Origin of the sequence: Chakrabartyella piscis (assembly GCA_030067835.1) — a bacterium.
Classification (GTDB): Bacteria; Bacillota; Clostridia; order Lachnospirales; family Anaerotignaceae; genus Chakrabartyella; species Chakrabartyella piscis.
This window is the reverse complement of sequence record CP092441.1, coordinates 565,787-592,287: the sequence shown is the minus strand read 5'-3', so window position 1 is coordinate 592,287 and position 26,501 is coordinate 565,787. Positions and strand designations below refer to the sequence as shown.

Genomic DNA, 26,501 nt, shown 5'->3' with positions numbered 1-26,501 from the left:
TGTTGAGTTCCCATAAGTGCATTGATTTTGTTTAATGGTTTATTGCTGGTGGATGATATCCTCCCCTACGATTCATTGCGTGGTTAATTATGATTTTGGGTGTTGCAGATGACTACAATTATATTATAATAAATTACTCTGGATATGACAATGGACGGATATGAAAATCCGCCCTAAATTTACGCTCTAACTCGATACAATTCGTCGCTTTGTGGCTGTGTCAAATAATATTCTTCTCCATTTGCGACTATGATTTTTCTGTTTTCTGTGAACACACCAATCACTGCTGATGGTATGCCCGCTTCTTGGAGTTTTGCAACCAAACCAGCACCATCTTTTGTGGCAATGATCATACTACCACTGGAGATCAATCCAAATGGGTTAATTTCTGTCAATTTACAAATTTTGACAGTAATATCCTTGATGGGTATTTCATCAATAAATAAGGAAACGCCTACCTTTGAACATTCTGCCATTTCCCAGACAGCACCAAAAACACCGCCTTCTGTCACATCGTGCATAGCATTGACACCATGTGCATATGCAATTTCAGATTCTCTACCCACAGAAAGCATTTCTTTCAATTTTTTGGCTTCCAAAAATTCTTCGCAATCTAAAAATTTCCCCAACCAATCGCTATATTCTTCTGCAATGATGGCTGTACCTTCCAAACCAGCAAATTTGGTCATGACCAAATCGTCACCCACTTGTGCACCTGCTGTTGCAATCAAATTTCTATTTCTGGTTTTACCCAATACAGAAACAGAAACCACAGGTCTATTGACTGCATCTGTCACTTCTGTATGTCCACCTAAGATTTCAACGCCCAATTCACCAGCTGCACACAAAGCACCAGACATGATGTCTTCCAAGTCCCCTTCTGTGCTACCCACTGGCATCAAAACCGTCAACAAAACACCCACAGGCTCTGCTCCTGAAGAATAGATATCATTGCAATTGATTTGCACTGCCAAATACCCAACATCCTTGGTGGCGCCTGTAATGGGATCTGTGGACATAACGCAAATTTCATCACCAAAATCCACAGCAGAACAGTCTTCACCTGTATTGGGGCGTAAAACCACTTCTTTGCGTGCAATCATATGTTCTGATATGGGTTGCATCACCAATTTTTCCAAGATTTTTGGTGGAATTTTTCCAATTGCAAACATAATCCGCTTCTCCTTTTACCAGACTTCTTCTTCTGTGATTTCTTCTTCCACTACATCTTCTACATATTCTTCTGTATCTTCTTCTGTGGTATCAGACCATGTACCCCACAAATCTTCATAGGAAGGTACATATGTAGGCGTGGTTTCTTCTCTGACCTTTGTACCCACTGTCACTTCATCTGCAACAGAAATATATGTAGATTTGTTGAAGAAATCTTCAGAAATCAATTCTCCATCTTGATACACCAATTTATAAACAGAAATCACAGAACCTGTTTGACCACTATAGGTGACTACACGTTCATCTTCGTACATTTCTGGATCTTCTGTAATGATTTCAGCTGGTTTTTCTACAGTCTTATCCCATACAGTTTTGTATTCCAAGGTTCTACCTTCTTCATGAATTTCATAACCATACAAGTTGACACGCAATTCACCATCCACAGCAAATGCTTCCAAATAAATTGGATATTCCGTATCATTTTTGATGACCACATCTTTGTATGTACCAGCAACCGCTGCATCACGACCCAAAGGTACATAGCCTACAGGCATAGAATGTGCGTAGCGTTGTACAATTTCAATTTCTGCGAAAATAGCAGCATTGTACAAAGTGGTTGTGATTTGGCAAACGCCACCACCCATACCACTGACAACTTTACCATTTTCATAAACACCAGCGTCTTTGTATCCTCGTTCTGCTGTTTGTTCACCTAAACCTTCATTTGCTGAAAATTCTTCATCTGGCATAATGATAGTGCCATTGATGTATGCACAACCCACTTCCAAGTTGGTATTACGATTCAAATCTGAGAAGGTATATGTGGTGTAGAATGTACCAATCAAGTCTTGGCTTTCCAAGAACAGTTCTTCTGTATAAGTAGGTTCTTCCACAGTGACCAACAATTCCACACTACCTGAATTGACACCAGAAGCATCTTCTGCAAGCATGGTTTCCATCATAGATAGAATTGCATTTTTGGTTGCCAAAACATCAAGTGTTCTACCAGTTTGGTCTTCTGTCACCACAAATGCACCATCTTCACGTGTCATGGTTGCTTCCACCATTTCTTGGTCAATATCTTCTTGCAAATCTGCCAAGATATCCACCAAGTTTTGGGTATCGATATCGTATGCAACTGCAAAGTTCACACCTTGGGTAGCAAGCCCATGTATTGTTGCAACATTCTCTGCTTGATCCCCACTTCTACCATATGTATATGCTGCTTCTGCCGCTTCTCGGGTCAATGCAGAAACACCCAATTCTTCCAAAGAATAAGACCATTTTTCATCTTGCCATGTCAATTGCACTGTCCAATTTTCACGATTCACAGAAGCATCACCTTCCAAAAGCAACGCAATGGCATCAGCACTCATACCTGTAACATCCAAACCTGCAACTGTAACACCTGGATATACACCTTCTTGTGCAAGCATTTCTATGATTTGTTCTTCTTGATCTTTTTGGTATGCGTAGTATCCACCTGCTGCAACACCTGCCAATGCAAGCACAAGAATTGTCACCACAATGCCAATGATTTTACCTTTTTTCTTTTTGGCTGGTTTGACTTCTGTATTCACTTCTACCTTTGTCTCCAATTCTACCTGATTGTTTTGTTCGTCCATTATATCCTCCTACTGATGATGCGATCAGCTCTATTTTTATTTTATGCATCCCACGTGGTTTCCACCACCAAATAATTCTGTCCCATTGTCAAATTCCATCGAATACCGCTCAAATGGTATTCTTTCTTTATGATAACGGAGATTGTGTCAAATTACAACAATTTTTCTATGAATTATCGTTACATTTTTATTACAGATGTAGTATTTTTTGGTTTTTCATCAATAAAATGGATTTTTCCATATAAAAAAAGCAGAAGTTGCCCTCAATGACAATTTAGTTCAGAAAAAATTTCTCAACTAAATGTCGGCTAAAAACTAAAAGTGAATGGTGAATGACTATTTTTTCATTGGTTTTTCTAGTCTTTCATCCTTCACCCTTAGCCATTAGTCGTCATTAAGTCTTAACTTAATGACATCGATTGCCCTCTGCTAGTTTCATTTTCATTATTTTCTTCTATTGGATTTCTTGCCAATGGGGTTGATTTTGCTAGCTGCCAAAAGCACAAACACACCGCCTACAACCACTTGGAATGTCATATGCACCAACCACAGGTGATCAATTACCCATTGTGTCATGGTATTGACTTCATCATACTCCTGCCAACGCATGATATCGCTGAACATGCCACCCACTACATCTACACCCAATTGGCCACCCATCAAAGATGCAAAGCCCATACCTGGATTTGGAATAATCTTCAAAAGTTCCAGTTCCATGCTACTGCCTGAATAGCCATAGCCCATAACAATATAAGGCATATATGCCCAAATCAAAGTGCCAATACAAAGGATGCCTGTGATGATATAAACCAGCATAATGGAAATGACTGTTCTTTTGTATACACAAGAGAAGAATACAGAAATCCCTGCCAGCATAAAAGCTGTTGTCACTGCAAATGCCATCATCAACAGCAAAGAACCTATGTGGATGCTACCAAAATAAAACACCAAAGCAAACACAGGCAATGTGCTGACCACCAAAAGCAATACAAATGCCATGGATGCAAGCATTTTACCAACCACAATGGATAATGGTGATAGTTTCGTCACCAAAAGTAGGTCTAGTGTTTGTTTTTCACGCTCTCCACTGATGCTACCTGCTGCAAATGCTGGCACAGAAATCACCACCAAAGCCATTTGGATAGACGCCAAAAACACATACAAAAAAGTCATTGCCTGTGGGTCAAAGCTATAGTCATAGCTATTGTACACTGTACTAAAGAAGAACAAACCAGCACCAAAAAGTATGATGCCAATGTAGAACATAACCACTGCAAAGTTTTTCCAACCACGCAAAGAAGTGATGGCTTCTCTACGCAAAACAGGGTTCATCATAAAGCAGCACCTCCTGTCACTTGCATGAAGATTTCTTCCAAATTGCCCTCTTTTTCTTTGAACTGTGTCACTGGAATACCTTTCATTACAAGGGATTTCAAGATATCTGCCAAATCTGCATCTGTTCCATCAAAATCAAATTCCAAATCACTTTGGTGTTGCACAATGGAACGTACCAAAGGATTTTCTTTGAGTACATATGTGATTTTTGCCACATCACCTGTAGTACGTACAGAAACCACTCGCTTTTGTGTCAAACGTTGCATGATATCGCCAACACTACCTTGGATCAACAATTTTCCTTTTTCCATAATGCCTACTTGGGTACACATTTCTGCCAGCTCTGGCAAAATATGAGAGCTGATCAAGATGGTTTTGTTTAAGGTTTGTAGTTGTTTCAAAGCATCTTTCATTTCGATTCTGGCTCTAGGGTCTAAGCCTGATGCTGGTTCATCCAAAATGAGGAGTTTTGGGTCATGTACCAAACTTCTAGCCAAACACAAACGTTGTTTCATACCTCTGGAAAGGGTATCCACATACACATCTTTTTTGTCTGATAGGTTCACCAAATCCAACAAAGGGTTGATGATACCATCTCTTTGACCATATGGAATTTCATAAGCACCTGCATAAAAATCCATGTATTCACTGACTTTGAGATTGTCATATACCCCAAAGAAATCTGGCATATATCCAATTTTTTCTCGTAATAGAAGTGGATTTTTTGTGGCATCTACACCATCAATCAACACACTACCACTGGTTGCTGTCAAAAGACCTGCCATAATACGCATAGTCGTGGTTTTACCTGCACCATTGGGTCCCACAAATCCAAAGATATTTCCTTCTTCCACAGATAAATCCAAGTGGTCTACTGCTGTAAATTTTCCATATTGTTTCACCAAACCTTTAATTTCCAACATGCAAACCACCTCCTGTCACTTCTAGTTTTGGTACCATAAATTCATATCCTTCTTCTATGGGCACCATGATTTCCACAAGTCCCTCTTTGCTCAAATACAAATCCACATCCAAGGAAATCACTTGATAATTTCCAAATTTCACATCATCATATGTTTCTTCCAATCCATCATAAGAACCAATCAAATCATATTTGCCTGTCACTTGATTCTTTGCAAAATATTCTCCATTCAAGATGGCATACATTTCTTCTGTACCCACAACCCATGTCATTTCAGAAATTTGAACATTCTTTGGCATGGTATAAGTAAATGTCGCTTCTCCTGTTTCTTTCATCAAAGCATATTGGTATCGGTCAGAATATCCATCTGCCCAAACGTCCATATCTCCATCAAAGCCAATTTTAGGGTCAATTTCTTGGGTGAAACTTTCCATTTCAGACAATGGAATCCAGAAATCTTGACGGTATAAGGTCAAATTGCTTTCTTTCATTTCTTTTTCATTGACATATTGTGGTGCATCAAACAAGTTTGTATCATCAAAACCAAAGAAGGTAACTGCAACTACATCCACGCTAAAATCTCTTTGTCTGCCAACACGATACAAGAAGCCTTCTTTTTGATTTTGGTCAAATGCTTCCACTCGTGTCATGGTACCATTTGCCACTTCTGTTCGTACATTGCCATAATTTCTGCCAGAACCAATGCTCCAACCCAAACTTTGCAATTCACTTCGGTTCACAGAAATTTCTACCATTTCTCCTGCTGCCAAAACTCCAATTTTATGATAATATCCATCCAAAGAAAGTCCTGCTTCTTGGAAATTCACATTGGTATTGTTTGCTACAGTGCCCACATAATTTCCATCTTCTAGCTCAATATCACAAAGGATGTGACCACCCAAATCCATATCTATTGTGGTTTGTAAATGCTCTGTTTCCCAACTGGAATACACCCCTTCCATGACAACTTCGCCACTTCCTTGGGAAATGTGATACACTGCTTCTTCACCCCTATCCACTTGGTTATAGTTGTATTCATAGAACGGAATTGTCACTGAAATACCTTCTTCAGAACGAAATGCCATGGTACCACTATCTGCTGTTTTGATGGCAATATCCACAACGCCAACTGTTTCTGTGCTATCTTCTGCCAGTTCCACATAAGTGACACGTTGCAACAATCCATTTTTGTATGTACTGCTTTGAGCAAATCCAAATACAATTGCCATAAAGGAAACAGACAGCACAGGAATCACAACCCAAGCCAATTCACGTTTGCCCATTTTACGCAACACAAGATAGGTCACAGGACCCACCAAAAGCAAATATACCACCAACAATCCCATCATCATATATAGGGTTGTATCTGAAAATGGTGGAAAATTACCAGAAACATAACGCAAGCTGTTTGCAATTTCACTTTGTGCATCATCAGTGGTAAAAGGATTTTCTCCAATACATTTTAACTGGATGCGATCTTGGTATACCACAGTTCCTGTTACATCTTTCAAGTATACATTCACAAAATCATGGATAGCACCAATGGCAATGTCCATATGGATTTCTTTGGTTTCACCAGATGCCCAAACAGAATCTTCGTAATAGGTGACATATTCCTTGTGGTCACCTGCATAACTGGTGTAGGATTGCACTTCCAATGTACCAGAAAAATCTTTCCCTTTATTGGTCACCTCCAAAGCCAAAGCAAAAATATCATTTGCAATGAATTGATTGTTTTCTGCGTCAGATAGAGAAACATCGAACAAATCTTGTCCGATGCTCACCAAATTTTCTGTTTCGTACACCATTTCTTCCCCTTGTACTTCCACAGTACTTGCTAGAATTGGTATGTCAGCCGCTTGTACAATATATGGTAAGAACAGACTCAATACCATGATCATAGCCAACACCAATGCCAAAACGGATACGATTTTTTTCTTTAGTTCTCGTTTCTGTTTGCCTTTCATACTTTCCTCCAATCCCCTGCTCATTTGTTGCAAAGCAGAAATTATTTTCCATGTATAATATGACTTTGGGACCCGCCAAACATGAGAAAATAGCCCGATTAGGGTGGATTTCGAATGTTTGTAGGATTCTGGGAGCACAAAGTGCATAAGAATCCGTAGTCATCAAATAAGATACAAATATTATACCAATGATTTGGAAAAAGTGTTTTAATAAAATCTTACGATCTCTTTATGAATTATAAATCACAAATTTAGGGATTGCAAGGTGAAATATAGGTTGAAGGTGGAATAATTGACGGATTTACATAAAAAGAACCCACATAAATGCGAGTTCTTCACCATACAACATCCTTCTTCTTACAGCTCTACTTCACCATTTGCTACACGCCAAGCTTTAAATTCTTCCACATCAGAATGAATTCCCTTTAATACAAGAGCTAAAACTGCAACATCATCTAAATAACCAATTCCCGGAATAGAGTCAGGAATCAAATCCACAGGACTAACAATATATAAAATTGCCGAAATAATCATAATAATCGTTCCAAGAGGTATATCTGTATATTCTTTTTTGATATAGCTTCTTACAAGTGCCACCAAACAAACCAACTCACTAAGATATTCCCCAAGCACAGGAACCATTTTAATTTTTTCTTCTAATCTTGCAATCAATCTTTCAAACTTCTCTTCGTTTTTCAATATTTTTTCTGCTTCTTTGTCGTTGGCTTCCAAAACAGCCAATAATTGTTGCTTTGAAAAAGTTTGATTTTTCATAATTTTCTCCCCTCAATAAAGAACGCCCATATCACTTCACTATTTCCATTCTACTCCTCCAACTTTTTTCTGTCAACTGCTTTGATTTTCTGGTCTTTTGCATTCATAAAAAAAGAACCCCATAAAAATGAGGTTCTTCCAAAGCATCCCAAAAGGGAAATTATCTTTTAGAGAATTGAGGTGCTCTACGAGCTGCTTTAAGACCGTATTTTTTACGTTCTTTCATTCTTGGATCACGAGTCAAGAAGCCAGCTTTTTTCAAAGCAGGTCTGTAGTCGCCATCAGCTTGCAACAAAGCTCTGGAAATACCATGTCTGATTGCGCCAGCTTGGCCTGTGAAACCGCCACCTTTCACGTTAACCAAAACGTCAAATTTAGCTGTTGTTTCTGTCAATTCCAAAGGTTGACGTACAATCAATTTCAATGTTTCCAAACCGAAGTACGCATCCATGTCTCTTTTGTTGATTGTTACTTTACCGTTGCCTGGTACCAAATATACACGAGCTACGGAAGATTTTCTTCTACCTGTACCATAATATCTAGCTGCTGCCATTATGCCTTCCTCCTTCGATTAAAATTTAAGTTCCAATGTTTCAGGTTTTTGTGCTGCATGTGGATGTTCTGCGCCTGCATAGATGTGCAATTTGCTGAACATTTTTCTACCCAAAGCATTTTTAGGAAGCATACCTTTTACGGAGTGCTCGATAATTCTTTCAGGGTGAGCTTGCATCATTTTGTCCATTCTTGTTTCTTTCAAACCGCCAACATAGCCGGAATGTTTGTAGTACATTTTTTGTTCCATTTTTTTGCCTGTTACAGCAACTTTTTCTGCATTTACGATGATTACATAATCACCCATATCTGCATTTGGTGCGTATTGAGGTTTGTTTTTACCTCTCAAAATGTTTGCTACTTCTGTGGACAAACGACCCAAGATCAAATCTGTTGCGTCGATTACGTACCACTTCTTTGTTACATCTGCTTCTTTTGCAATGTAAGTTGTTCTCATGGTTCTTTACCTCCCTATTCATAATATTTTGTTTGACCCTTTGACTTTGTCGCAAATTGGGAAATTTACGATCAATCTCCATTATGTGATTTTCACATAACTTATTGGGTCCCACCTCTGGGCAATGATATTGCCCTAAGAAACATATATTCAAAGCCATTTGACTTTAAATTCAATATAGACTATATTCAAAATACAGCTTTATTATTATAGTACATCCATTTGTTGTTGTCAATGGATTTTCCTTGAAAAATCAAGTTTTTTGGAAATATTTTGATAAATTGAGTGATTTATCACGGAATGGTCAAATCTACGGTGCAAAGCACCACCTCCATTCCCTACGATTGTGTTGTATTGATGGATTTTGGTGGTTGATTACGGCGGCAGCAAGCCACCACCCTACAATTATATTTATGTTTGATGGCAATTCATGACGGTTGATTCGTGAATCAACCCTACAACTCATAAAACATATCCACCAGTGTCAAACCTTGTGCTTCAGCAGTGTAGCCCGCTTGTGTTCGGTCTAGGCTTTCGATAATGCTTTTCACATCTTCTGGTTGGAATTTACCTTTTCCTACATAAATCAAAGTACCTGCAATGATACGCACCATATTATACAAGAACCCGCTTCCTGTTACAAGAATACGCACATACTCTCTTTCACGTGTGACGGTACAATCGTAAATATGACGCACTGTGGTTTTCACAGAGCTTCCTGTTGCACAAAATGCAGCAAAATCATGGGTACCCAAAATATAATTGGCACCTTCTTGCATTCGTTCCACATCCAAATATTCTCTACAATATCCAGAATACAAACGTTCCTTTGGATTTTCCCAACCAGCATTCCAAATACGATATTCGTATGTTTTTTTCTGACACATCAAGCGTGGATGAAAGTCATCTGCCACATCTTCTACACCCACAATGGAAATATCTTCTGGCAAATACCTTTTAATTGCCAAATGGATTTTATCTGTTGGTATGGTGGTTTCCACATCCACAATGACACGTTGACCAATGGCATGTACCCCTTTATCGGTTCTGCTGGCACCTGTACATGTGATGGTATCATCTCCAAGCATTTGACCAAGAGCCAACTCCAAAGCACCTTGAATGGTGGGTACTGGTGGACTATTCTGTTTTTGCCAACCATTATAATTTGTGCCATCATAGGCAACGGTCAATAAAATACGTCGCATAAAATCCTCTTTCTAATGTTTAGATTACGGAATGGTCAAATCTACGGTGCAAAGCACCACCTCCATTCCCTACAAAATTCCATATCTATCCTACATAAAATACCACCACGCACAAATAGTGTCATTCTGAATGTAATGAAGAATCTTTCATTTCTGCGAATCCTTGCAGGATGGGAAACCCATCCCCTACAAAGCGTGTGTATTTTGTTTATGTTCCAAATGACGATTGCCAAAGAAAGCAAGGCATCCTGCGCCAATGACCAACGCCCCACCAATTAAAGATGTGAAAATCATGGATTGTCCAAGCATCATATATCCCAAAAGCATAGAGAAAATAATACCAGAATAGTTGTAGATGCTCACTTCAGAAGCCTTTGACATGGCATAGCTATAGGTCAGTGCCAACTGTCCAATTGCAGCTGAAACACCAATGGACAACAACATCACTCCATATTTCAAATCAGGCATTACAAAATCTTGCAACATAATGGGAAATGTAATGACAGTCGATACCATGGAGAAGAAGAAAATGATTACTTTTGGATGTTCTCTTCCTTTTAATGCACTGACAAATGTATAGGCAAGTCCCGCAAACACACAGGAAACAAATGCCACAATCAATGGAAATACATTGGAGTTGAATTCTGGATTTGCCACAAAGAAAGCACCCACAAACGCCACCAACAATGCAATAATTTCATATCTAGTTGCTTTTTCACCCAAGAACATCACCGCTGCAATGGTGACCACAAAGGGTGACATTTTCAAAATAATTGCCACATCCCCTTGGCTTGCACGTGAAGATGCGTAAAACAAAGTGATCATACCAAAATAGCCAGTCAAAGAACGAGCCCACAACAGTTTACGATTGCCTTTTGTACCAAATACTGGTAGTTTTTCTCGATAAATACTGATATATGCAATGATGGCTGCAATAAAATTACGCAAAAACAACTGCTCAAACAACGGAATTACATCTGCTGTTTTGGCAATCATAGCTTGCATAAAAGCAAATGCAAACGCTGACAATATCATATATACTGCACCTTTTGTTTGATTGTTCATAAGTTTCTCCTAATCCTGTTACACCACTGGTAAAAATCGCAATGCAACAATCACGCCTGTATAAATCACACACAGGCACACCGCAATCCAATCCATTTGTTTCATATGCATTTGGTTCATGCGAGTTCTATTTTCATCACCATGGTAACATCTGGCTTCCATAGCATTTGCAAGCTCTTCTGCACGTCTAAAAGCAGAAATAAACAGTGGTACCAAAATGGGAATCAAGCTTTTTGCACGTTGCATCAAGTTACCTGTTTCAAAATCAGCACCTCTGGCTTGTTGTGCCTTCATAATCTTATCGGTTTCATCCAAAAGTGTTGGAATGAAACGCAAAGCAATGGTCATCATCATAGCAATTTCATGTGCTGGCACACCAATTTTTTTCAATGGTCGCAACAACGCTTCAATGGCATCTGTCAACTGGATGGGTGTTGTAGTCAATGTCAAAACAGAAGAACCCATAATCAACATCACCAAACGCACACACATCTGAGTTGCCAAAACAATGCCTTCTATGGTCAAATGCAAAATGCCAAACTCCCACAAAACATGTTCACCTTTGGTCAAAAAGAGATTGATCAGTGCTGTAAACACAATAATCACCATAATGCTACGGATACCCTTGAGCATAAATTTCAGGGGTACATGGGACAATTTGATGATGGCACACAACACCAACAACACAAAGCCATATCCCACAAAAGATTTGATGAAGAACAGCGTGATGATATACATCATGGTCAAAGCCAATTTCGCCCTTGCATCCATCTTATGCACCAAAGAATCGACTGGATAGAACTGTCCAATGGTAATGTCTCGAATCATTGGCTCACCCCTTTCTCTTGGAGCATTTGCAACAACATTTCTTTTAGTTCTGATACAGTATACACATCTTCTGGAATCGCATAGCCTTTTCTACGCAATTCTTTGCACACATAGCTGACTTGTGGTGCAGCTAGACCCATTTGTTCCAATTCTTCCACATGAGAAAAGACTTCTTTTGGTGTTCCAGACATGGCAATTTGACCGCTATGCATCACCACAATACGATCCACCAACTTTGCCACATCTTCCATACTATGGCTAACCAAAATGACAGTCAAACCACGTTCTTTGTGAAGGTTTTTTATGGCTGCCAAGATTTCATCACGACCCTTTGGATCTAGTCCAGCTGTTGGCTCGTCCAAAATCAAAATTTCTGGGTTCATTGCCAAAACACCAGCAATGGCAACACGTCTTTTTTGACCACCTGACAACGCAAATGGAGATTTTTCATACAATTCTGTACCAATGCCGACCATTTCCAAAGCAGAAACCACATTTTCATGGATTTCTTCCTTAGATAAACCTAGATTTGTAGGTCCAAATGCAACATCTTGGTACACTGTGATTTCAAACAATTGGTATTCTGGGTATTGAAACGCCAAACCAATTTTTCTTCTAACTTCCTTTGTTTTCAACTTGTTTTGATGGATATTTTCTCCATCCAAAAGAATCTCACCTTTTGTTGGTGAAATGGTACCATTCAAATGTTGAATGAGTGTGGATTTTCCAGAACCTGTATGTCCAATCAAACCCAAAAATTCACCTCTTGTAATTTCCAAGGTCACATCGTCAAGTGCCACCTTTTGAAAAGCGGTATCTGGGTTATATATATGGGTCAAATGGTTGATTTGTATTGACATATTGCACCTACCATTTCTTCTATCGTCAAAATATCTGCTGGCAAATCAATGCCTTCTTTGCGTAATAAATAGGCAACTTCTGTCACCTGTGGCACATCCAAACCATAGCCTTGTAAGCGTTCCACCTGTGAAAAAATTTCCTTTGGTACACCTTCCATCACCAATTTTCCATCGTCAATGACATAGACACGATCTGCTTGCACCGCTTCATCCATATAATGGGTAATCAAAATGATGGTGATACCTTCTTCTCGGTTCAATCTACGAATGGTTTCTAAGACTTCTTTTCTACCCACAGGGTCCAACATTGCTGTTGGTTCATCCAAAACAATACAGTCTGGTTTCATTGCCAAAACACCTGCAATTGCAATTCTTTGTTTTTGACCACCTGACAATTTGGATGGTGAATAAGTTGCATATTGTTCCATGCGTACCGTTGCCAAGGCTTCATCTACACGTTTGCGGATTTCTGATGGTTCCACTCCCATATTTTCTGGACCAAAAGCAATATCTTCTTCTACGATGGTTGCCACCAACTGGTTGTCTGGATTTTGGAATACCATCCCAGCAGATTGACGGATATCCCAAAGCAAATCGCCATTTCTAGTGTCCATATCCTTCACACATAAAGTACCTTTGGTGGGTTCCAAAAGGGCATTGATGTGTTTTGCAAATGTGGATTTTCCAGATCCATTGTGTCCCAAAACCACAACAAATTCGCCTTGTTCGATGGTGATATTCACATCGCTTAGAGCAGTGATTTTTTCATGGACTTCACCATTTGCATCCTCTGTAATTCTTGTATATTCATATGTCAAGTGTTCTGATTTGACCATATTCATCGTTTCACCTAATTTCTATATAGGGTTTCTTTGCAGAATACCCCATCCTTTATTTTACAATCATAATAAGGATACGTTTTTTCTATATAAAAGTCAAGCCAATGTTGGAATGTAGGAAAATTGTATGGATACAGTTATGGAATGATAAAACGGACAGATATAGAATCTGTCCCTACAAATCCCACGTAGCATGTGAACGCCCGTAAAAAAAGAGCCCACCATTTCGGTAGACTCCGATTTTATAACATGATTATCTGTAGATAATTTCACTTCTTTTTGGACCATTGGAAACGATTGTGATTGGATAACCCAATTCTTTTTCTACAAATGTCACATAGTTTTGTGCTTTTTCTGGCAATTCATTGAAATCTGTAATGCCACGCACGTCACATTTCCAACCTTCCAATGTTTCGTAAACTGGTTTTGCTTTTTCGAGAAGTGGTGTTACAGGGAATTCTTTTGTTACAACACCATCGATTTCATAACCAACACAAACTTTGATTTCATCCAAATAGCTCAAAACGTCAATTGCTGTGAAAGCAACATCTGTTGTACCTTGCATCATACAACCATATCTTGTAGCAACACAGTCGAACCAACCCATTCTACGTGGTCTACCTGTAGTTGCACCAAATTCACCAGCATCACCACCACGAACTCTAAGCTCTTGTGCTTCATCACCAAAGATTTCACTGACAAATGCACCACCACCAACTGCAGAAGAATATGCTTTTGCAACTGTGTATACTTTTTCAATGGAGCGAGCAGGAATACCAGCACCAACTGCTGCAAAACCTGCCAATGTGGAAGAAGATGTGGTCATTGGGAAGATACCATGATCCGGATCTTTCAAAGCACCCAATTGACCTTCCAACAAAATTTCTTTGCCTTCTTTAATTGCTTTGTCCAAGTATTCTGCTGTGTTCACAACATAAGGTGCAATCATATCTCTATATTGGATGACTTCGTCAAAGATTGCTTTTGGATCCAATGTAGGTTGGTGATACAAGTGTTCCAACAATACATTTTTGATGGTACAAGCTGCTTCGATACGTTCCATCAATTCTGCTTCGTGGAACAAATGACAAACTTGGATACCCACTTTTGCATATTTATCAGAATAGAATGGTGCAATACCGCTTTTTGTGGAACCGAATTGTTTGTCACTCAAACGTGCTTCTTCATATGTGTCAAAAGCGATATGATATGGCATCAAAAGTTGTGCTCTATCAGAAATCAAAATTTTAGGGTTTTTGATACCGTTATCCACCAAATAGCTCATTTCTTTCATGAAATAAGGCACATTGAATGCAACGCCTGTACCAATGATATTGACTGTATTTGGATTGAAAACACCACTTGGCATTTGATGCAAAGCGAATTTACCATAATCATTGATGATGGTATGTCCAGCATTGCTACCACCTTGGAAACGGATTACGATGTCTGCTTTTTCTGCCAACATGTCCGTAATTTTACCCTTACCTTCGTCACCCCAACAAGCACCTACGATTGCTTTTACCATACTATAACGCCTCCTAAGCTGTTTATACGATTTTAAACATTACATCTTATTTTACACTAGCTTGTCTCATAAGTAAAGTAAATAGTTTTTATGGTTGGTATCAAATTTTCATATATCTATAGCAAATTTATGGAATATGCAAACGGTCGATTCGTGAATCGCCCCTGCGATTGGATTTGTAGGGGATGGGTTTCCCGTTCCGTTGTATGTATCATTCGGCGGCAGCAAGCCACCGCCCTACAATTGCCATATGCTGTCATTCAGAGGGATAGCGGGCGATTCGTGAATCGCCCCTACAATATTTTGGGTACACAAAAAGCGGATAACTTTCGCTATCCGCTCATTTTCACTACTATGCCAATTGTTTCTGTTTACTTTGCGTAATCCACCGCACGTGTTTCTCTAATGATATTGACCTTAATTTGACCTGGATATTCCAACTCTTCTTCAATACGTTTGGCAACTTCTCTTGCCAAAATGGTCATACCAGCATCTGTAACTTGATCAGACAATACCATAATACGAAGTTCACGACCAGCTTGGATCGCAAAGGATTTTTCCACACCTTTGAAGCCTTCTGCAATTTCTTCCAATTTTTGCAATCTCTTAATGTATGATTCCAAAGTTTCACGTCTAGCACCTGGTCTAGCAGCAGAAATCGCATCCGCAGCTTGTACCAAAACAGCAATCACGCTTTGTGGTTCCACATCGCCATGATGTGCTTCCACAGCATTGATGATCAACTGATTTTCTTTGTAGCGTTTCAACAAACCAACACCAATACTTACGTGAGAACCTTCCATTTCGTGGTCAATGCTCTTACCAATGTCATGCAAAAGACCTGCACGTTTTGCCATTGTCACATCAACGCCCAATTCAGCAGCCAAAAGCCCTGTCAAATGAGACACTTCCATGGAATGTTTCAACACATTTTGTCCGTAGCTGGTTCTATATTTCAATTTACCAAGCAAACGTACAAGTTCTGGGTGTAAGCCGTTTACACCTGTATCGAATGTTGCAGATTCCCCTTCATCACGAATAATGGTTTCTACTTCTTTCTTCGCTTTTTCAACCATTTCTTCGATTCTGGAAGGATGCACACGGCCATCTACAATCAATTTTTCCAATGCAATTCTTGCAATTTCACGTCTCACAGGGTCAAAACCAGACAAAATTACTGCTTCTGGTGTATCATCAATGATCAGTTCAATTCCTGTTAAAGTTTCCAACGCACGAATATTTCTACCTTCACGTCCAATGATACGACCTTTCATTTCGTCGTTTGGCAATTGTACAACAGAAACAGTGGTTTCTGCCACATGATCCACTGCACATCTTTGGATGGCATTGGCTACAATTTCTCTGGAGCGTCTATCTGCTTCCAATTTCGCTTTGTTTTCAACTTCTTTGATGAGCATTGCTGCTTCGTGTTTTACATCATTTTCAACAGTAGCAAGGATATATGTTTTTGCTTCTTCTGTTGTCAAACCAGAAATTCTTTCCAATTCCAACAATTGTTTCTCATGTAAAATTTTTGCTTCTTCCTTTTGCTTGTCCAATTGTTCCAATTTTTTGGACATTTGCTCATCTTTCTTTTCCAACGCTTCTGATTTACGATCCAAACTTTCTTCTTTTTGAATCATTCTACGTTCGTTGCGTTGCAATTCATTTCTTCTGTCACGTACTTCTTTTTCCAATTCATTTTTGGTTCTAATGCTGTCTTCTTTTGCTTCTAGCAAGATTTCTTTCTTTCTTGCTTCTGCTTCTTTGGCAGAATCCTCTACAATTTTCGTTGCTCGCTCTTCAGCAAGCCCTACTTTTGCTTCCGCAATTTTTTTGCGGTAGGATACGCCACCAATAGCGCCCACAATCAAACAGACAATTCCAATGATAATGCTTATCGGCTCTATGGAAAACACCTCCCTTATTCTTTTTTCAATGTTCATATCAATATTTTTTACATAGCATTTAAGTAGTGGTAGTAAACACCATTACATTTTATAACTTTTTGGGTGCTCTGTCAAGAAACATTCCCATAGTCAATTGTATTTTTTTTATTTTTTTTGTGTTTTTATACAAAAATAACGCAACCCCCCTGATTTGGATTACATTTGTTACACCACCTTGCAATTTTTATGTTTTAAGGTGTATACATCTTGTAGATACATTCCAAAATTTTACATGATTACATTTTTATAGGTTGTTCTACTTGCGTAATTTTTGCATATCTTGTTTTAGGACAGTTTTGCCACAAGGAGGTTTCAAAATGACAGATAGAGAACGCAGACAAAGACGCTTGCAAAGAGAACGTCGTATGTATCGCAGTCAAAAAAAATCAAAAAAGGGATGGTTTGCTTTTCGCAGCTATGTCACCATTGTATTGGCAGGTGCTTTTTTGCTACTTTCCTTCTTACATACAGAAACATCTTTGGCAGTTTGCCAAGAAATCAAGGAAACCATTGCCTATCAAATGCCCAATACCACCCTTTTGGATGCAAGAAATCTATTGCAAGCCTTTTTCCAAGTATCAGAGGATGGGGATATTTCTGTGTTTTATGAAACCAATCCACTAGAAACCACTGAAGAAGATGCCACAGATGAAGTATTCTACTACGCACCTGATATTTACGATTCCCCCTAGTGTTTTGGCTTGGTCTGCTTTGTCTTGGACAAAAAAAGTAGAAGGATTTCAAAATCCAGCTGAAGGCACTGTCACTTCCTCTTGTGGCATTCGTGAAAATCCCATTTTGCATACCATAGAATCCCATGATGGCATTGACATTGCTTTGGAAGAAGGTACTCCTGTTGTGGCAGTGAAAAGCGGTGTTGTGATGAAGATACGCACATCTTCTACCTACGGATTGGTTTTGGAATACACCACCTATGATGGTTATGAAGTGATGTATGCTCACCTGTCTGATGTTTTGGTGGAAGTAGGTGATTTGGTTTTGCAAGGGGATGCAGTTGCTTTGTCTGGCAATACTGGTCTATCCACTGGTCCACATTTGCACTATGGCTTGTGGTACAAAGACGTTTTGCTAGACCCATTGGAATATGTGACCCTACCATACACCCAAGAAGTTGTGGCAGAGTACACTGCTCGTGGCGATATGATTTGAATTACGGTCAAGGCAAGCCATGACCCTACAAATTTGTAAAAATAGGTGCAAAGTTTTGATTTTTAGGATATGATAAAAGAAAACAACGTAATGTCCCTATGTGGGCATCCGTAACATCATAGATTAGGAGTCAAAATATGAAACGAGTTTTATTGGATATCGGTGAAGATTTACATCGTGTGGCATTGGTGGAAGATGGCACATTGGTAGAATTGTATTATGAAAGCAAACGTCAAGAAAGCCTTGTGGGCAATGTATATGTGGGACGTGTGGAGCAGGTGGTACCCAATTTACAAGCCTGTTTTGTGGAAATCGGTGCTGGCAAAAAGGGATATTTGTACTATGGGAATCACAGAGCCACTTCTGATGAAACCAAAAATGAAAACAAGCCAAAAGTTGGCGATAGTCTCATTGTCCAAGTAGAAAAAGATGCCCAAGGAAACAAAGGTGCTGTGCTCACCAAAAACATTTCCTTTGCTGGTAAATTCCTTGTGCTCACCAAAGAAGATGGTGCTGTTGGTGTTTCCAGAAAGTTAACAGATGAAGAGGAACGTAATCGCATTCGAGATATTGTTACAAGCCTATTGCCTGAAGGATATTCTGCAATTGTGCGTACCAATGGTGCTGGCAAAACAGAACCAGAATTTGCCAAAGAAGTTACACAGTTATTGGAAAAATCAGCTACACTTGAAAAAGCAATGTATCAAAAACCACCTCTTTTGTTGGTGGAAATGAACCAACCCATTGCAAAAGCAGTCCGTGATTTCTATGGACAAGGTGTGGAAGAATTTGTGCTCAATGACAAGGAAAGTTACGAGCTTCTATTGGAAAGTGATGATTTCAATGGTGAACACCAACCCCATTTGCAATTATATGAAGGCAAAATGCCATTGTTTGCAGAATATATGGTGGAAAGCCAAAGCCAAAAAGCATTGGAACAAAAAGTTTGGTTGAAAAGTGGTGGTTTCTTGGTCATTGAAGAAACAGAAGCTTGTGTTGTGGTGGATGTCAATTCTGGCAAAGCATCTGGTAAAGGTGATTTACAAAAATTGGTCAAGAAAACCAATGTAGAAGCAGCTGTAGAAGTGGCAAAACAGATGCGTTTGCGTAATTTGTCAGGTATCATCATCGTGGATTTCATTGATATGGTGTCCAAAGATGACCAGAAATTTGTAGAAAAAACGCTCATAGATGCAGTGAAAAAAGACCGCATTAAGACCATTGTTGTGGGTATGACTTCACTTGGTTTGATGCAAATTACCAGAAAGAAAACAAAGCCCAGTTTGCATCGTCAAATGACCACCAAATGCCGCCAATGTGATGGTACTGGTAGTGTACCTTCCATTGATTGGACTGTGGTGCGTATGCGTAAAGAGGTAGAAGGAATTTTGGCAAACACCATTTACAACCATATCACTGTGGAAGCAGATGGTCGCTTGCTCTATGCCTTTGCTGGTAAAAACAATGGATATTTGCAGAAATTATCAGACACTTTTGATGGCACTGTGGTTTGTGTAGCAAATGAGGAAATGGGTTTTGGGCAGTTTGCAATAGATAAGAAAAAACAAAATTAAAACATCAAAAAAGCACCCCATACAAATGTAGAGATGCTTTCGGCACATTGACAAACAACATAAGATATGTTATTGTATGTGCAAAGGATTGCTGTCTTTGGTCAGGCAGCTAGTCCAAATGGGTTGACCGTCTAACGCTTGTTAGGCGGCTTTTTTATTTCTTATGTAAACATAAGGAAATAATCGCTACAATCAATAAACCCAATTGAAATAATTCGGAATATGTAATCATACGCATCTGGTCATCACTTTACTATAACGGTAGGGTCAAGACCCTACCCTACAATTACCAATACCCTATTGATTCCATCAAATCATTTCATAAAAAAACAGACACAAGCACTCGCCTGTATCTGTCTCAAATTTATCCGTGTAACACTTGTTTGTTCTTCCAAATATAATCCCAACCAGACAAAATGGTAAAGAATACTGCCAAGCCAATCAAGATATTTTCCAAAACTGCAACATTTGGCAAGTCCACCAAGAGCACCACAATCATAATCATTTGCACTGTGGTTTTGATTTTACCCCACCAGCTGGCTGCCATAACAATATTGGCTTCCATTGCAAGGGTTCTAAATCCTGTGATTGCAAATTCACGTGCCAAAATGACCACAACCACCCAAGCAGGCAAGCTACCAATCTCTACCATAGCCACCAAGGCAGACATCACCAACAATTTATCTGCAAGTGGGTCCATAAATTTCCCAAAGTTGCTGACCATATTCCATTTTCTAGCCAAATAGCCATCCAAAAAGTCAGTCAAAGAAGCAATGACAAAGATTGCTGTTGCTGCAATGTTATTGGTGGGTGATTCCAAACAGAACAAGCACACCAAGAACACTGGAATCAAAAGTACACGCATTATGGTCAATTTATTTGGTAAGTTCATATGCATCAACAACATCTCCCATCAAATCATAGTCGCCAGCTTCACGAATTTTCACTTTTACAAAATCGCCTGTATACAATTCTTCATCGGAATTGACAAACACCAATCCATCAATATCAGGTGCATCTTTTCTGCTTCTTGTGCAATAGATATTTTCTTCTGGCAATTTGCCTTCTACCAAAACTTCCATCACTTTGCCAACTTCTCTTTCACAAACCTTAGCTGCAATGAATTTTTGTTGTTCCATGATGATTTCTCTACGTTCTTCCTTCAAATCATCTTCCAAATGACCTTCCATTTTGGCTGCTGCAGAGCCTTCTTCCAAGGAATAGGAAAATACGCCCAAGCGTTCAAATTGCATTTCTTCCACAAAATCACAAAGTTCAGCAAACTCGTCTTCTGTTTCGCCCACAAAACCAACAATCAAAGTGGTTCGAATCACAATATCAGGCATTGCTTTACGCAAAGCACCAATACGCTCTTTGAGGAGTGCTTGGTTGCTTTTTCTACCCATACGTTTCAACACAGAATCCACTGCATGTTGAATTGGCATATCGATATAATGACAGACCTTAGGATTACGAGCCATTTCGTCAATGGTTGCTTGTGTCAAGGTTTCTGGATAACAATACAAAATACGCATCCATTCAATGCCTTCTACTTCGCCAAGTTTTGCCAATAATTCATGGAGTTTGCTTTCGCCATACAAATCTCTACCATAGATAGAGGTATCTTGTGCCACAATCACCAATTCTTTAACACCTTGTACTGCCAAAAGGGTTGCTTCTTCCACAAGACTTTCCATGCTACGACTTCTATGTTTTCCACGCATTTGTGGGATGACACAGTAGGTGCAATGGTTGTCGCAACCTTCTGAAATTTTCAAATATGCGAAATAAGATGCAGTGGACAACACACGTCCTTTTGCATTTTCTTCGTTCATTTTTTGGTTGATATCCACCAAATATTTCTGGTGGGTTTTGCCTTCCAAGATTTCCAAAGCCACATCTGCAACGGATTCATATGCTGCTGTACCAATCAAGCCATCCACTTCTGGAAGCTCTGCAAAGAATTCTTCTTGGTAGCGTTGACCCAAACAGCCAGCCACCAGCAAAGCCTTACATTTGCCTGTTTTCTTGTGTTCTGCCAGCTCCAAAATGGTTTCTACACTTTCTTCCAGTGCATCCTTAATGAAACAGCAAGTGTTGACCACAATGACATCCGCCTCGGATTCATCTGCCACAACTCGGAAGCCCTTTTGGGACATAATACCCAGCATCACTTCGCTATCCACTCTATTTTTGTCACATCCCAAAGATGTAAACGAAACCGTTCTTTCCATAATTACCTCCAAGACCTTGGGACGCTGTCCCAAACCCTGCAAGGGACTCGTCCCTTGACCCATTTATTTTAAAATTTGATATGGTACATATACCCGTAAGCAATACATACCCATATGTATTACGGGCGACCACAGGTCGCCCCTACAAAACCAAAACCGCCTTATACCCAAATATTCACAGCGAAAATATAATTTTCGCAATAAACGGGTTGAGGGGGTGACCCCCTCATGGGGTATTGGGGCAATGCCCCAAGGTCTTTCTTTCAATCTTTTTATTCCGCTTTGTTTTCACGGTTCATCAGTTCTAGGACTGCATCTTCACGATCTTTGCCTTGGAACAAAACAGCATAAATCGCTTCGGTAATGGGCAGTTCCACTTCCATTTTATGTGCCAAATCACAAGCCGCTTTTACAGTATTGACACCTTCTACCACCATTTTGATTTCTGCAAGGGTTTCTTCTAGGCTTTTGCCTTGACCCAACAGGATTCCAGCACGTCTATTTCTGGAGTGCATACTGGTACAAGTTACAATCAAATCGCCAATACCAGAAATACCACCAAAGGTATCTCTTTTGCCACCCACAGCAATCCCCAAACGAGCCATTTCTGTGATGCCACGTGTCATAATTGCCGCTTTTGTATTATCTCCAAAACCAAGACCATCAGACATACCAGCTGCCAGTGCCATAACATTTTTCAGTGCTGCACCCATTTCCACACCAATTTCATCTGTGTTGGTATACAAACGGAATCGACCATTGCCAAACTCAGCTTGCACCATTTTCGCCACATCTTCATTGGGTGTTGCAATCAAGCAGATAGTTGGAATGCCCTTAGACACTTCCTCTGCATGACTGGGACCAGACAAAGTTGCCACTTCGCATTGTGGCACACATTCACGAATCACTTCAGACAAGCGTTTGAGACTTCCTTCTTCCAAGCCCTTTGCCACATTGACAATGACTTGGTTTTCTTTGAGATATGGTGCGAAATCTGTTGCACTTTGACGAACTGCCTTAGATGGCACTGCCAAAATAACAATTTCGCCATGTGCCAACGCTTCTTCTTTGTCAGAAGTCAACTGTAAACCTTCTGGAAACACTGCATTTGGTAAATATTGCTTATTTTCGCCATCTGTTTTCATTTGTTCAATTTGTGCATCACGTCTAGCCCAAAGCATAACGGAATGCCCATTGTTTTGCAACATAATCGCCAAAGCAGTACCCCAGCTACCAGAACCCATTACGGTTACATTTTTCATTGCAAATCCTCCAAATATTACGGTTGGGTCAAGACCCAACCCTACAATTATATATTTATTGGTTCGTTTATTTTGCTTTTTTATGTACGCTCAATTTATTTTCTGTACCACTACGCAAACGTCCAATATTTTCCTTATGGCGATACACTGCCAAAACACCAAGGAACAGAATGATCAAAAATTCCTCTGTTGGCATATGGAGTGCAAATGCTGTCAATGGTAATAAAATTGCACCTGTGATGGAGCCAGCAGAAATATACTTTGTTTTTGCCACCACAGACAAGCCAATTCCAGCTGGAACAATCACCAACCAAGGGCTAAAGAAAATCCCCAACGAAAGCAACATCCCTAAGCTAGAAGCAATACCCTTTCCACCTTTGAAATTCAAATAGAATGGAAAGTTATGTCCAATGATGGTGCCAAGTGCTGCATAGATACCAGCCAAAATACCTTCTTCTGGATACATCTGCATCAAAATAAAGAATGCCAACACACATTTCAAGATATCACCAGCCAAGGTGGTCAGACCTGCTTTCAGACCCAACACACGCAACGCATTGGTGGTACCCAAGTTGCCACTGCCATGTTTACGCAAATCCACTTTCATAATTTTCATCATGATAAACGCTGTGGAAATACAACCGATGAAATAACCAATCAACAATCCAACCAATCGAAACATTAGTTCTTTTCTCCTTTTTCTCTGGAAATGATATGAATGGGTGTACCAACAAATCCAAATGCTTCACGCAATTGGTTTTCAATGTATCTCTTATAAGAGAAATGGAACAATTCCTTTTCGTTACAGAAGATAACAAATGTTGGTGGTTTGACAGAAACTTGTGTCATATAATACAAACGCAAAGCACGACCTTTATCAGAAGGTGGTTGTTGCATTGCAGTTGCTTCAATCAAAACTTCGTTTAGGACACCTGTGCTGATACGCAACGCATGGTTTTCATTTACAGTACAGATGAGTTCCAACATCTTCGGAATTCTTTGACCTGTATGTGCAGAAATGAACACTCGTGGTGCATATGGCATATACGCAAGTTCATTACCGATATCCTTCAAGTATTTGTTCATGGTTTTATCGTCTTTTTCAATGGAATCCCATTTGTTGACTGCGATAATCGCTGCACGTCCACGTTCATGGGCAATACCTGCAATTTTTGTATCTTGGTCTGTAATACCTTCATTGGCATCAATCACCAAAATGGCAACGTCACAACGTTCCACTGCTGCAACAGCACGAATGATGCTATAACGTTCAATTTCTTCTTTGATTTTGCTTTTTCTACGCATACCAGCGGTATCAATGAAGATGTATTTTTGACCATCTACTTCGATAGGTGTATCCACAGCATCACGAGTGGTACCTGGAATATTGCTGACAATGAGTCTATCTTCACCCAAGATTTTGTTGATGAGGGAAGATTTGCCTACATTTGGTTTGCCAATGATGGCAACACGAATTGCATCGTCATCTTCTTGACCATCCATCTCATCTGGGAAGTGTTTCACCACTTCGTCAAGCATATCGCCAAGACCCAAAGCTTGACCAGCAGAAACAGGCATTGGATCGCCAATACCCAATTCATAGAATTCATAAATATCCATGGTATCACGTTGGACGCTATCCACTTTGTTGACTGCCAAAACAACTGGTTTTTTGGTACGTCTGAGAAGATTTGCCACTTGGATATCATCTTCTGTGACACCTGTTTTTACATCTGTGATAAACAATACAACGTCTGCTGTTTCAATTGCAATTTGTGCTTGATCCACAATTTGACGTTGGATGATTTCTTCAGAACCAATTTCCATACCACCTGTGTCAATCAATGTAAATTTGTAGTTCAACCATTCTACATCAGCATAAATACGATCACGAGTTACACCCGGTGTATCTTGCACAATGGAGATTCTTTCGCCTGCTAAGCGGTTAAACAGTGTGGACTTTCCAACGTTTGGACGTCCTACTACCGCAACAATCGGTTTGCTCATTATTCTTTCCTCCAAAAACTATTTTCTCTATGTGTCCAAATTTGCAAACGGAATGGTCAAGACCATTCCCTACACATTGACACAATACACGCATTATATGTTAGAAGTATACCATACTTTCTTGTATCATGACAAGAAAAATACAGTATCTTCAAGGATTCTTAACATTTGTAATGATAACAACTGACATCCGCAAGGGATGTCCCTACGATTTCCAATCCATTGATTCATTTCATCACATTGGAATTTGTAGGGATTGGTGTCCTCAACCCCCCCCCCTAATTCCTAATTCCTAATTCCTAATTCCTAATTCCTAATTCCATAACTCCTGCCATAACACCACGTTCATTTTGCATCACCCTATGGGAATAGAAACGTTCTGTATCGCACATGGTGCAAAGTTCTGCAACTTCGATATTGGGGACACCCATATCCGCCAAGAAACGTCTATTGCATTCCCACAAATCCATACGATATTTACCTGCTTCTGATGGATCATCGAAAATGATTTCATCTGCAAAATCGATATTTTTACGGAACAAATTCACCACTGGATCATCCACTTGGAAGCAACATTTGCCAATAGAAGGTCCAATTGCAGCCACAACATCTTTTGGATTGGTGCCAAACTCTTGCATCATTGCCAAAAGCGCCACTTCTGCCATACGATGACCAGTACCCATCCAACCACTATGCGCCACACCAATGGCTTTGTTTTTCGTATCCACCAAGAAAACAGGCACACAGTCAGCACCAAAAATCACCAAAGGAATGTTTGGTACATTGGTGATCAGTGCATCCACCTCAGAATAGGTGCGTTCACGCAAAACGCCCATACCCGCATCTTCTTTTGTGACCACATGGACATTGGTTGTATGCGTTTGGTGTGTGGTCACGTAGTTCTCCTTTGTGAAACCAACTGCATCCCCTAGGATTTCGTAGTTTTTGAGTACAACTGCACGAGCTTCCCCACGAGTGAAACCCATGTTCATGGTACCAAAATAGCCTTCACTGACACCACCATGACGTGTGGTGAAACAATGTTTGACTAGATTTGTTGCGTTTATATTATCGAATTGTATGATATCGAGTTTACTCATATGTTCCTCCTGAAAGATCAAAAGATAAAGGTCAAGTACAAGACCGTGGACTTTGCCCACACCCATGAACCTTTG

General features: G+C 39.7%; 24 protein-coding genes. 3 read left to right on the top strand and 21 right to left on the bottom strand.

Annotated elements, in window-relative coordinates:
- Positions 1–179 precede the first annotated feature (179 nt).
- The 15 genes from MJY40_RS02605 to rny all read right to left on the bottom strand — a co-directional run bounded on the left by MJY40_RS02605 (position 180) and on the right by rny (position 17,076).
- Positions 180–1,172 carry an AIR synthase family protein gene (locus MJY40_RS02605; RefSeq protein ID WP_317855528.1) on the bottom strand — a complete coding sequence of 331 codons (993 nt, stop codon included), beginning with the start codon at positions 1,170–1,172 and terminating at the stop codon, positions 180–182.
- A gap of 15 nt (positions 1,173–1,187) precedes the next feature.
- Complete coding sequence (locus MJY40_RS02600; protein WP_317855527.1) at positions 1,188–2,798, bottom strand: VanW family protein; 1,611 nt, start codon at positions 2,796–2,798, stop codon at positions 1,188–1,190.
- Between the two features lie 444 nt (positions 2,799–3,242).
- Positions 3,243–4,133 carry an ABC transporter permease gene (locus MJY40_RS02595; protein WP_317855526.1) on the bottom strand — a complete coding sequence of 297 codons (891 nt, stop codon included), beginning with the start codon at positions 4,131–4,133 and terminating at the stop codon, positions 3,243–3,245.
- On the bottom strand, positions 4,130–5,056 hold the full coding sequence (locus MJY40_RS02590) for an ABC transporter ATP-binding protein (RefSeq protein ID WP_317855525.1): 927 nt from the start codon (positions 5,054–5,056) through the stop codon (positions 4,130–4,132). The genes MJY40_RS02595 and MJY40_RS02590 overlap by 4 nt, the downstream gene beginning before the upstream one ends.
- Positions 5,043–7,022, bottom strand: coding sequence for a hypothetical protein (locus MJY40_RS02585; RefSeq protein ID WP_317855524.1), 1,980 nt, complete (start codon positions 7,020–7,022; stop codon positions 5,043–5,045). Before MJY40_RS02585 ends, MJY40_RS02590 begins: the two co-directional genes overlap by 14 nt.
- A 357-nt stretch (positions 7,023–7,379) precedes the next feature.
- A complete protein-coding gene (locus MJY40_RS02580) occupies positions 7,380–7,796 on the bottom strand; it encodes a YkvA family protein (protein WP_317855523.1) in 417 nt (138 codons plus the stop codon).
- Positions 7,797–7,956: 160 nt separating this feature from the next.
- Positions 7,957–8,349, bottom strand: coding sequence for a 30S ribosomal protein S9 (gene rpsI, locus MJY40_RS02575; protein ID WP_317855522.1), 393 nt, complete (start codon positions 8,347–8,349; stop codon positions 7,957–7,959).
- 18 nt (positions 8,350–8,367) lie between these two features.
- The gene (gene rplM, locus MJY40_RS02570; RefSeq protein ID WP_317855521.1) at positions 8,368–8,805 is read right to left on the bottom strand and encodes a 50S ribosomal protein L13; all 438 of its coding nucleotides are present in this window, start codon (positions 8,803–8,805) and stop codon (positions 8,368–8,370) included.
- Between the two features lie 455 nt (positions 8,806–9,260).
- The gene (gene truA / locus MJY40_RS02565; protein WP_317855520.1) at positions 9,261–10,010 is read right to left on the bottom strand and encodes a tRNA pseudouridine(38-40) synthase TruA; all 750 of its coding nucleotides are present in this window, start codon (positions 10,008–10,010) and stop codon (positions 9,261–9,263) included.
- Between the two features lie 186 nt (positions 10,011–10,196).
- Positions 10,197–11,075: a DMT family transporter gene (locus MJY40_RS02560; protein WP_317855519.1), complete on the bottom strand. Its 879-nt coding sequence runs from the start codon at positions 11,073–11,075 to the stop codon at positions 10,197–10,199.
- Between the two features lie 18 nt (positions 11,076–11,093).
- Positions 11,094–11,903 (bottom strand): energy-coupling factor transporter transmembrane component T family protein, encoded by an 810-nt coding sequence (locus MJY40_RS02555; RefSeq protein ID WP_317855518.1) that lies wholly within the window; start codon positions 11,901–11,903, stop codon positions 11,094–11,096.
- Positions 11,900–12,763: an energy-coupling factor transporter ATPase gene (locus tag MJY40_RS02550; RefSeq protein WP_317855517.1), complete on the bottom strand. Its 864-nt coding sequence runs from the start codon at positions 12,761–12,763 to the stop codon at positions 11,900–11,902. Before MJY40_RS02550 ends, MJY40_RS02555 begins: the two co-directional genes overlap by 4 nt.
- Positions 12,739–13,605: an energy-coupling factor transporter ATPase gene (locus MJY40_RS02545; RefSeq protein ID WP_317855516.1), complete on the bottom strand. Its 867-nt coding sequence runs from the start codon at positions 13,603–13,605 to the stop codon at positions 12,739–12,741. Before MJY40_RS02545 ends, MJY40_RS02550 begins: the two co-directional genes overlap by 25 nt.
- 250 nt (positions 13,606–13,855) lie before the next feature.
- Entirely contained in the window at positions 13,856–15,130 is a 1,275-nt protein-coding gene (locus MJY40_RS02540) for an adenylosuccinate synthase (protein WP_317855515.1), read from the bottom strand.
- 371 nt (positions 15,131–15,501) lie between these two features.
- Positions 15,502–17,076 (bottom strand): ribonuclease Y, encoded by a 1,575-nt coding sequence (rny, locus tag MJY40_RS02535; protein WP_317855514.1) that lies wholly within the window; start codon positions 17,074–17,076, stop codon positions 15,502–15,504.
- Between the two features lie 320 nt (positions 17,077–17,396).
- On the opposite strand from rny, the gene MJY40_RS02530 reads away from it, so the two are divergent.
- The 3 genes from MJY40_RS02530 to MJY40_RS02520 all read left to right on the top strand — a co-directional run bounded on the left by MJY40_RS02530 (position 17,397) and on the right by MJY40_RS02520 (position 19,823).
- Positions 17,397–17,771 (top strand): hypothetical protein, encoded by a 375-nt coding sequence (locus MJY40_RS02530; protein ID WP_317855513.1) that lies wholly within the window; start codon positions 17,397–17,399, stop codon positions 17,769–17,771.
- On the top strand, positions 17,728–18,249 hold the full coding sequence (locus MJY40_RS02525) for a M23 family metallopeptidase (RefSeq protein ID WP_317855512.1): 522 nt from the start codon (positions 17,728–17,730) through the stop codon (positions 18,247–18,249). The genes MJY40_RS02530 and MJY40_RS02525 overlap by 44 nt, the downstream gene beginning before the upstream one ends.
- A 137-nt stretch (positions 18,250–18,386) precedes the next feature.
- The gene (locus MJY40_RS02520; RefSeq protein ID WP_317855511.1) at positions 18,387–19,823 is read left to right on the top strand and encodes an Rne/Rng family ribonuclease; all 1,437 of its coding nucleotides are present in this window, start codon (positions 18,387–18,389) and stop codon (positions 19,821–19,823) included.
- A 364-nt stretch (positions 19,824–20,187) separates the two neighbouring features.
- Here MJY40_RS02520 and pgsA read toward each other — a convergent pair whose 3' ends face one another.
- The 6 genes from pgsA to pgeF all read right to left on the bottom strand — a co-directional run bounded on the left by pgsA (position 20,188) and on the right by pgeF (position 26,426).
- A complete protein-coding gene (gene pgsA, locus MJY40_RS02515) occupies positions 20,188–20,715 on the bottom strand; it encodes a CDP-diacylglycerol--glycerol-3-phosphate 3-phosphatidyltransferase (RefSeq protein ID WP_317855510.1) in 528 nt (175 codons plus the stop codon).
- The gene (gene rimO / locus MJY40_RS02510) at positions 20,699–22,057 is read right to left on the bottom strand and encodes a 30S ribosomal protein S12 methylthiotransferase RimO (RefSeq protein WP_317855509.1); all 1,359 of its coding nucleotides are present in this window, start codon (positions 22,055–22,057) and stop codon (positions 20,699–20,701) included. Before rimO ends, pgsA begins: the two co-directional genes overlap by 17 nt.
- A 272-nt stretch (positions 22,058–22,329) precedes the next feature.
- Positions 22,330–23,319, bottom strand: coding sequence for an NAD(P)H-dependent glycerol-3-phosphate dehydrogenase (locus MJY40_RS02505; protein WP_317855508.1), 990 nt, complete (start codon positions 23,317–23,319; stop codon positions 22,330–22,332).
- Positions 23,320–23,386: 67 nt separating this feature from the next.
- Positions 23,387–24,001: a glycerol-3-phosphate 1-O-acyltransferase PlsY gene (plsY, locus tag MJY40_RS02500; RefSeq protein WP_317855507.1), complete on the bottom strand. Its 615-nt coding sequence runs from the start codon at positions 23,999–24,001 to the stop codon at positions 23,387–23,389.
- The gene (gene der, locus MJY40_RS02495) at positions 24,001–25,326 is read right to left on the bottom strand and encodes a ribosome biogenesis GTPase Der (RefSeq protein WP_317855506.1); all 1,326 of its coding nucleotides are present in this window, start codon (positions 25,324–25,326) and stop codon (positions 24,001–24,003) included. Before der ends, plsY begins: the two co-directional genes overlap by 1 nt.
- Before the next feature lie 299 nt (positions 25,327–25,625).
- Entirely contained in the window at positions 25,626–26,426 is an 801-nt protein-coding gene (gene pgeF, locus MJY40_RS02490; protein ID WP_317855505.1) for a peptidoglycan editing factor PgeF, read from the bottom strand.
- Between the last annotated feature and the right edge of the window lie 75 nt (positions 26,427–26,501).

Excerpts from the sequence above, each read along its gene's own strand:
- MJY40_RS02605 (WP_317855528.1), bottom strand. The coding sequence starts at position 1,172 with ATGTTTGCAATTGGAAAAATTCCACCAAAAATCTTGGAAAAATTGGTG.
- MJY40_RS02600 (WP_317855527.1), bottom strand. The coding sequence starts at position 2,798 with ATGGACGAACAAAACAATCAGGTAGAATTGGAGACAAAGGTAGAAGTG.
- MJY40_RS02595 (WP_317855526.1), bottom strand. The coding sequence starts at position 4,133 with ATGATGAACCCTGTTTTGCGTAGAGAAGCCATCACTTCTTTGCGTGGT.
- MJY40_RS02590 (WP_317855525.1), bottom strand. The coding sequence starts at position 5,056 with ATGTTGGAAATTAAAGGTTTGGTGAAACAATATGGAAAATTTACAGCA.
- MJY40_RS02585 (WP_317855524.1), bottom strand. The coding sequence starts at position 7,022 with ATGAAAGGCAAACAGAAACGAGAACTAAAGAAAAAAATCGTATCCGTT.
- MJY40_RS02580 (WP_317855523.1), bottom strand. The coding sequence starts at position 7,796 with ATGAAAAATCAAACTTTTTCAAAGCAACAATTATTGGCTGTTTTGGAA.
- rpsI (WP_317855522.1), bottom strand. The coding sequence starts at position 8,349 with ATGGCAGCAGCTAGATATTATGGTACAGGTAGAAGAAAATCTTCCGTA.
- rplM (WP_317855521.1), bottom strand. The coding sequence starts at position 8,805 with ATGAGAACAACTTACATTGCAAAAGAAGCAGATGTAACAAAGAAGTGG.
- truA (WP_317855520.1), bottom strand. The coding sequence starts at position 10,010 with ATGCGACGTATTTTATTGACCGTTGCCTATGATGGCACAAATTATAAT.
- MJY40_RS02560 (WP_317855519.1), bottom strand. The coding sequence starts at position 11,075 with ATGAACAATCAAACAAAAGGTGCAGTATATATGATATTGTCAGCGTTT.
- MJY40_RS02555 (WP_317855518.1), bottom strand. The coding sequence starts at position 11,903 with ATGATTCGAGACATTACCATTGGACAGTTCTATCCAGTCGATTCTTTG.
- MJY40_RS02550 (WP_317855517.1), bottom strand. The coding sequence starts at position 12,763 with ATGTCAATACAAATCAACCATTTGACCCATATATATAACCCAGATACC.
- MJY40_RS02545 (WP_317855516.1), bottom strand. The coding sequence starts at position 13,605 with ATGAATATGGTCAAATCAGAACACTTGACATATGAATATACAAGAATT.
- MJY40_RS02540 (WP_317855515.1), bottom strand. The coding sequence starts at position 15,130 with ATGGTAAAAGCAATCGTAGGTGCTTGTTGGGGTGACGAAGGTAAGGGT.
- rny (WP_317855514.1), bottom strand. The coding sequence starts at position 17,076 with ATGAACATTGAAAAAAGAATAAGGGAGGTGTTTTCCATAGAGCCGATA.
- MJY40_RS02530 (WP_317855513.1), top strand. The coding sequence starts at position 17,397 with ATGACAGATAGAGAACGCAGACAAAGACGCTTGCAAAGAGAACGTCGT.
- MJY40_RS02525 (WP_317855512.1), top strand. The coding sequence starts at position 17,728 with ATGAAGTATTCTACTACGCACCTGATATTTACGATTCCCCCTAGTGTT.
- MJY40_RS02520 (WP_317855511.1), top strand. The coding sequence starts at position 18,387 with ATGAAACGAGTTTTATTGGATATCGGTGAAGATTTACATCGTGTGGCA.
- pgsA (WP_317855510.1), bottom strand. The coding sequence starts at position 20,715 with ATGAACTTACCAAATAAATTGACCATAATGCGTGTACTTTTGATTCCA.
- rimO (WP_317855509.1), bottom strand. The coding sequence starts at position 22,057 with ATGGAAAGAACGGTTTCGTTTACATCTTTGGGATGTGACAAAAATAGA.
- MJY40_RS02505 (WP_317855508.1), bottom strand. The coding sequence starts at position 23,319 with ATGAAAAATGTAACCGTAATGGGTTCTGGTAGCTGGGGTACTGCTTTG.
- plsY (WP_317855507.1), bottom strand. The coding sequence starts at position 24,001 with ATGTTTCGATTGGTTGGATTGTTGATTGGTTATTTCATCGGTTGTATT.
- der (WP_317855506.1), bottom strand. The coding sequence starts at position 25,326 with ATGAGCAAACCGATTGTTGCGGTAGTAGGACGTCCAAACGTTGGAAAG.
- pgeF (WP_317855505.1), bottom strand. The coding sequence starts at position 26,426 with ATGAGTAAACTCGATATCATACAATTCGATAATATAAACGCAACAAAT.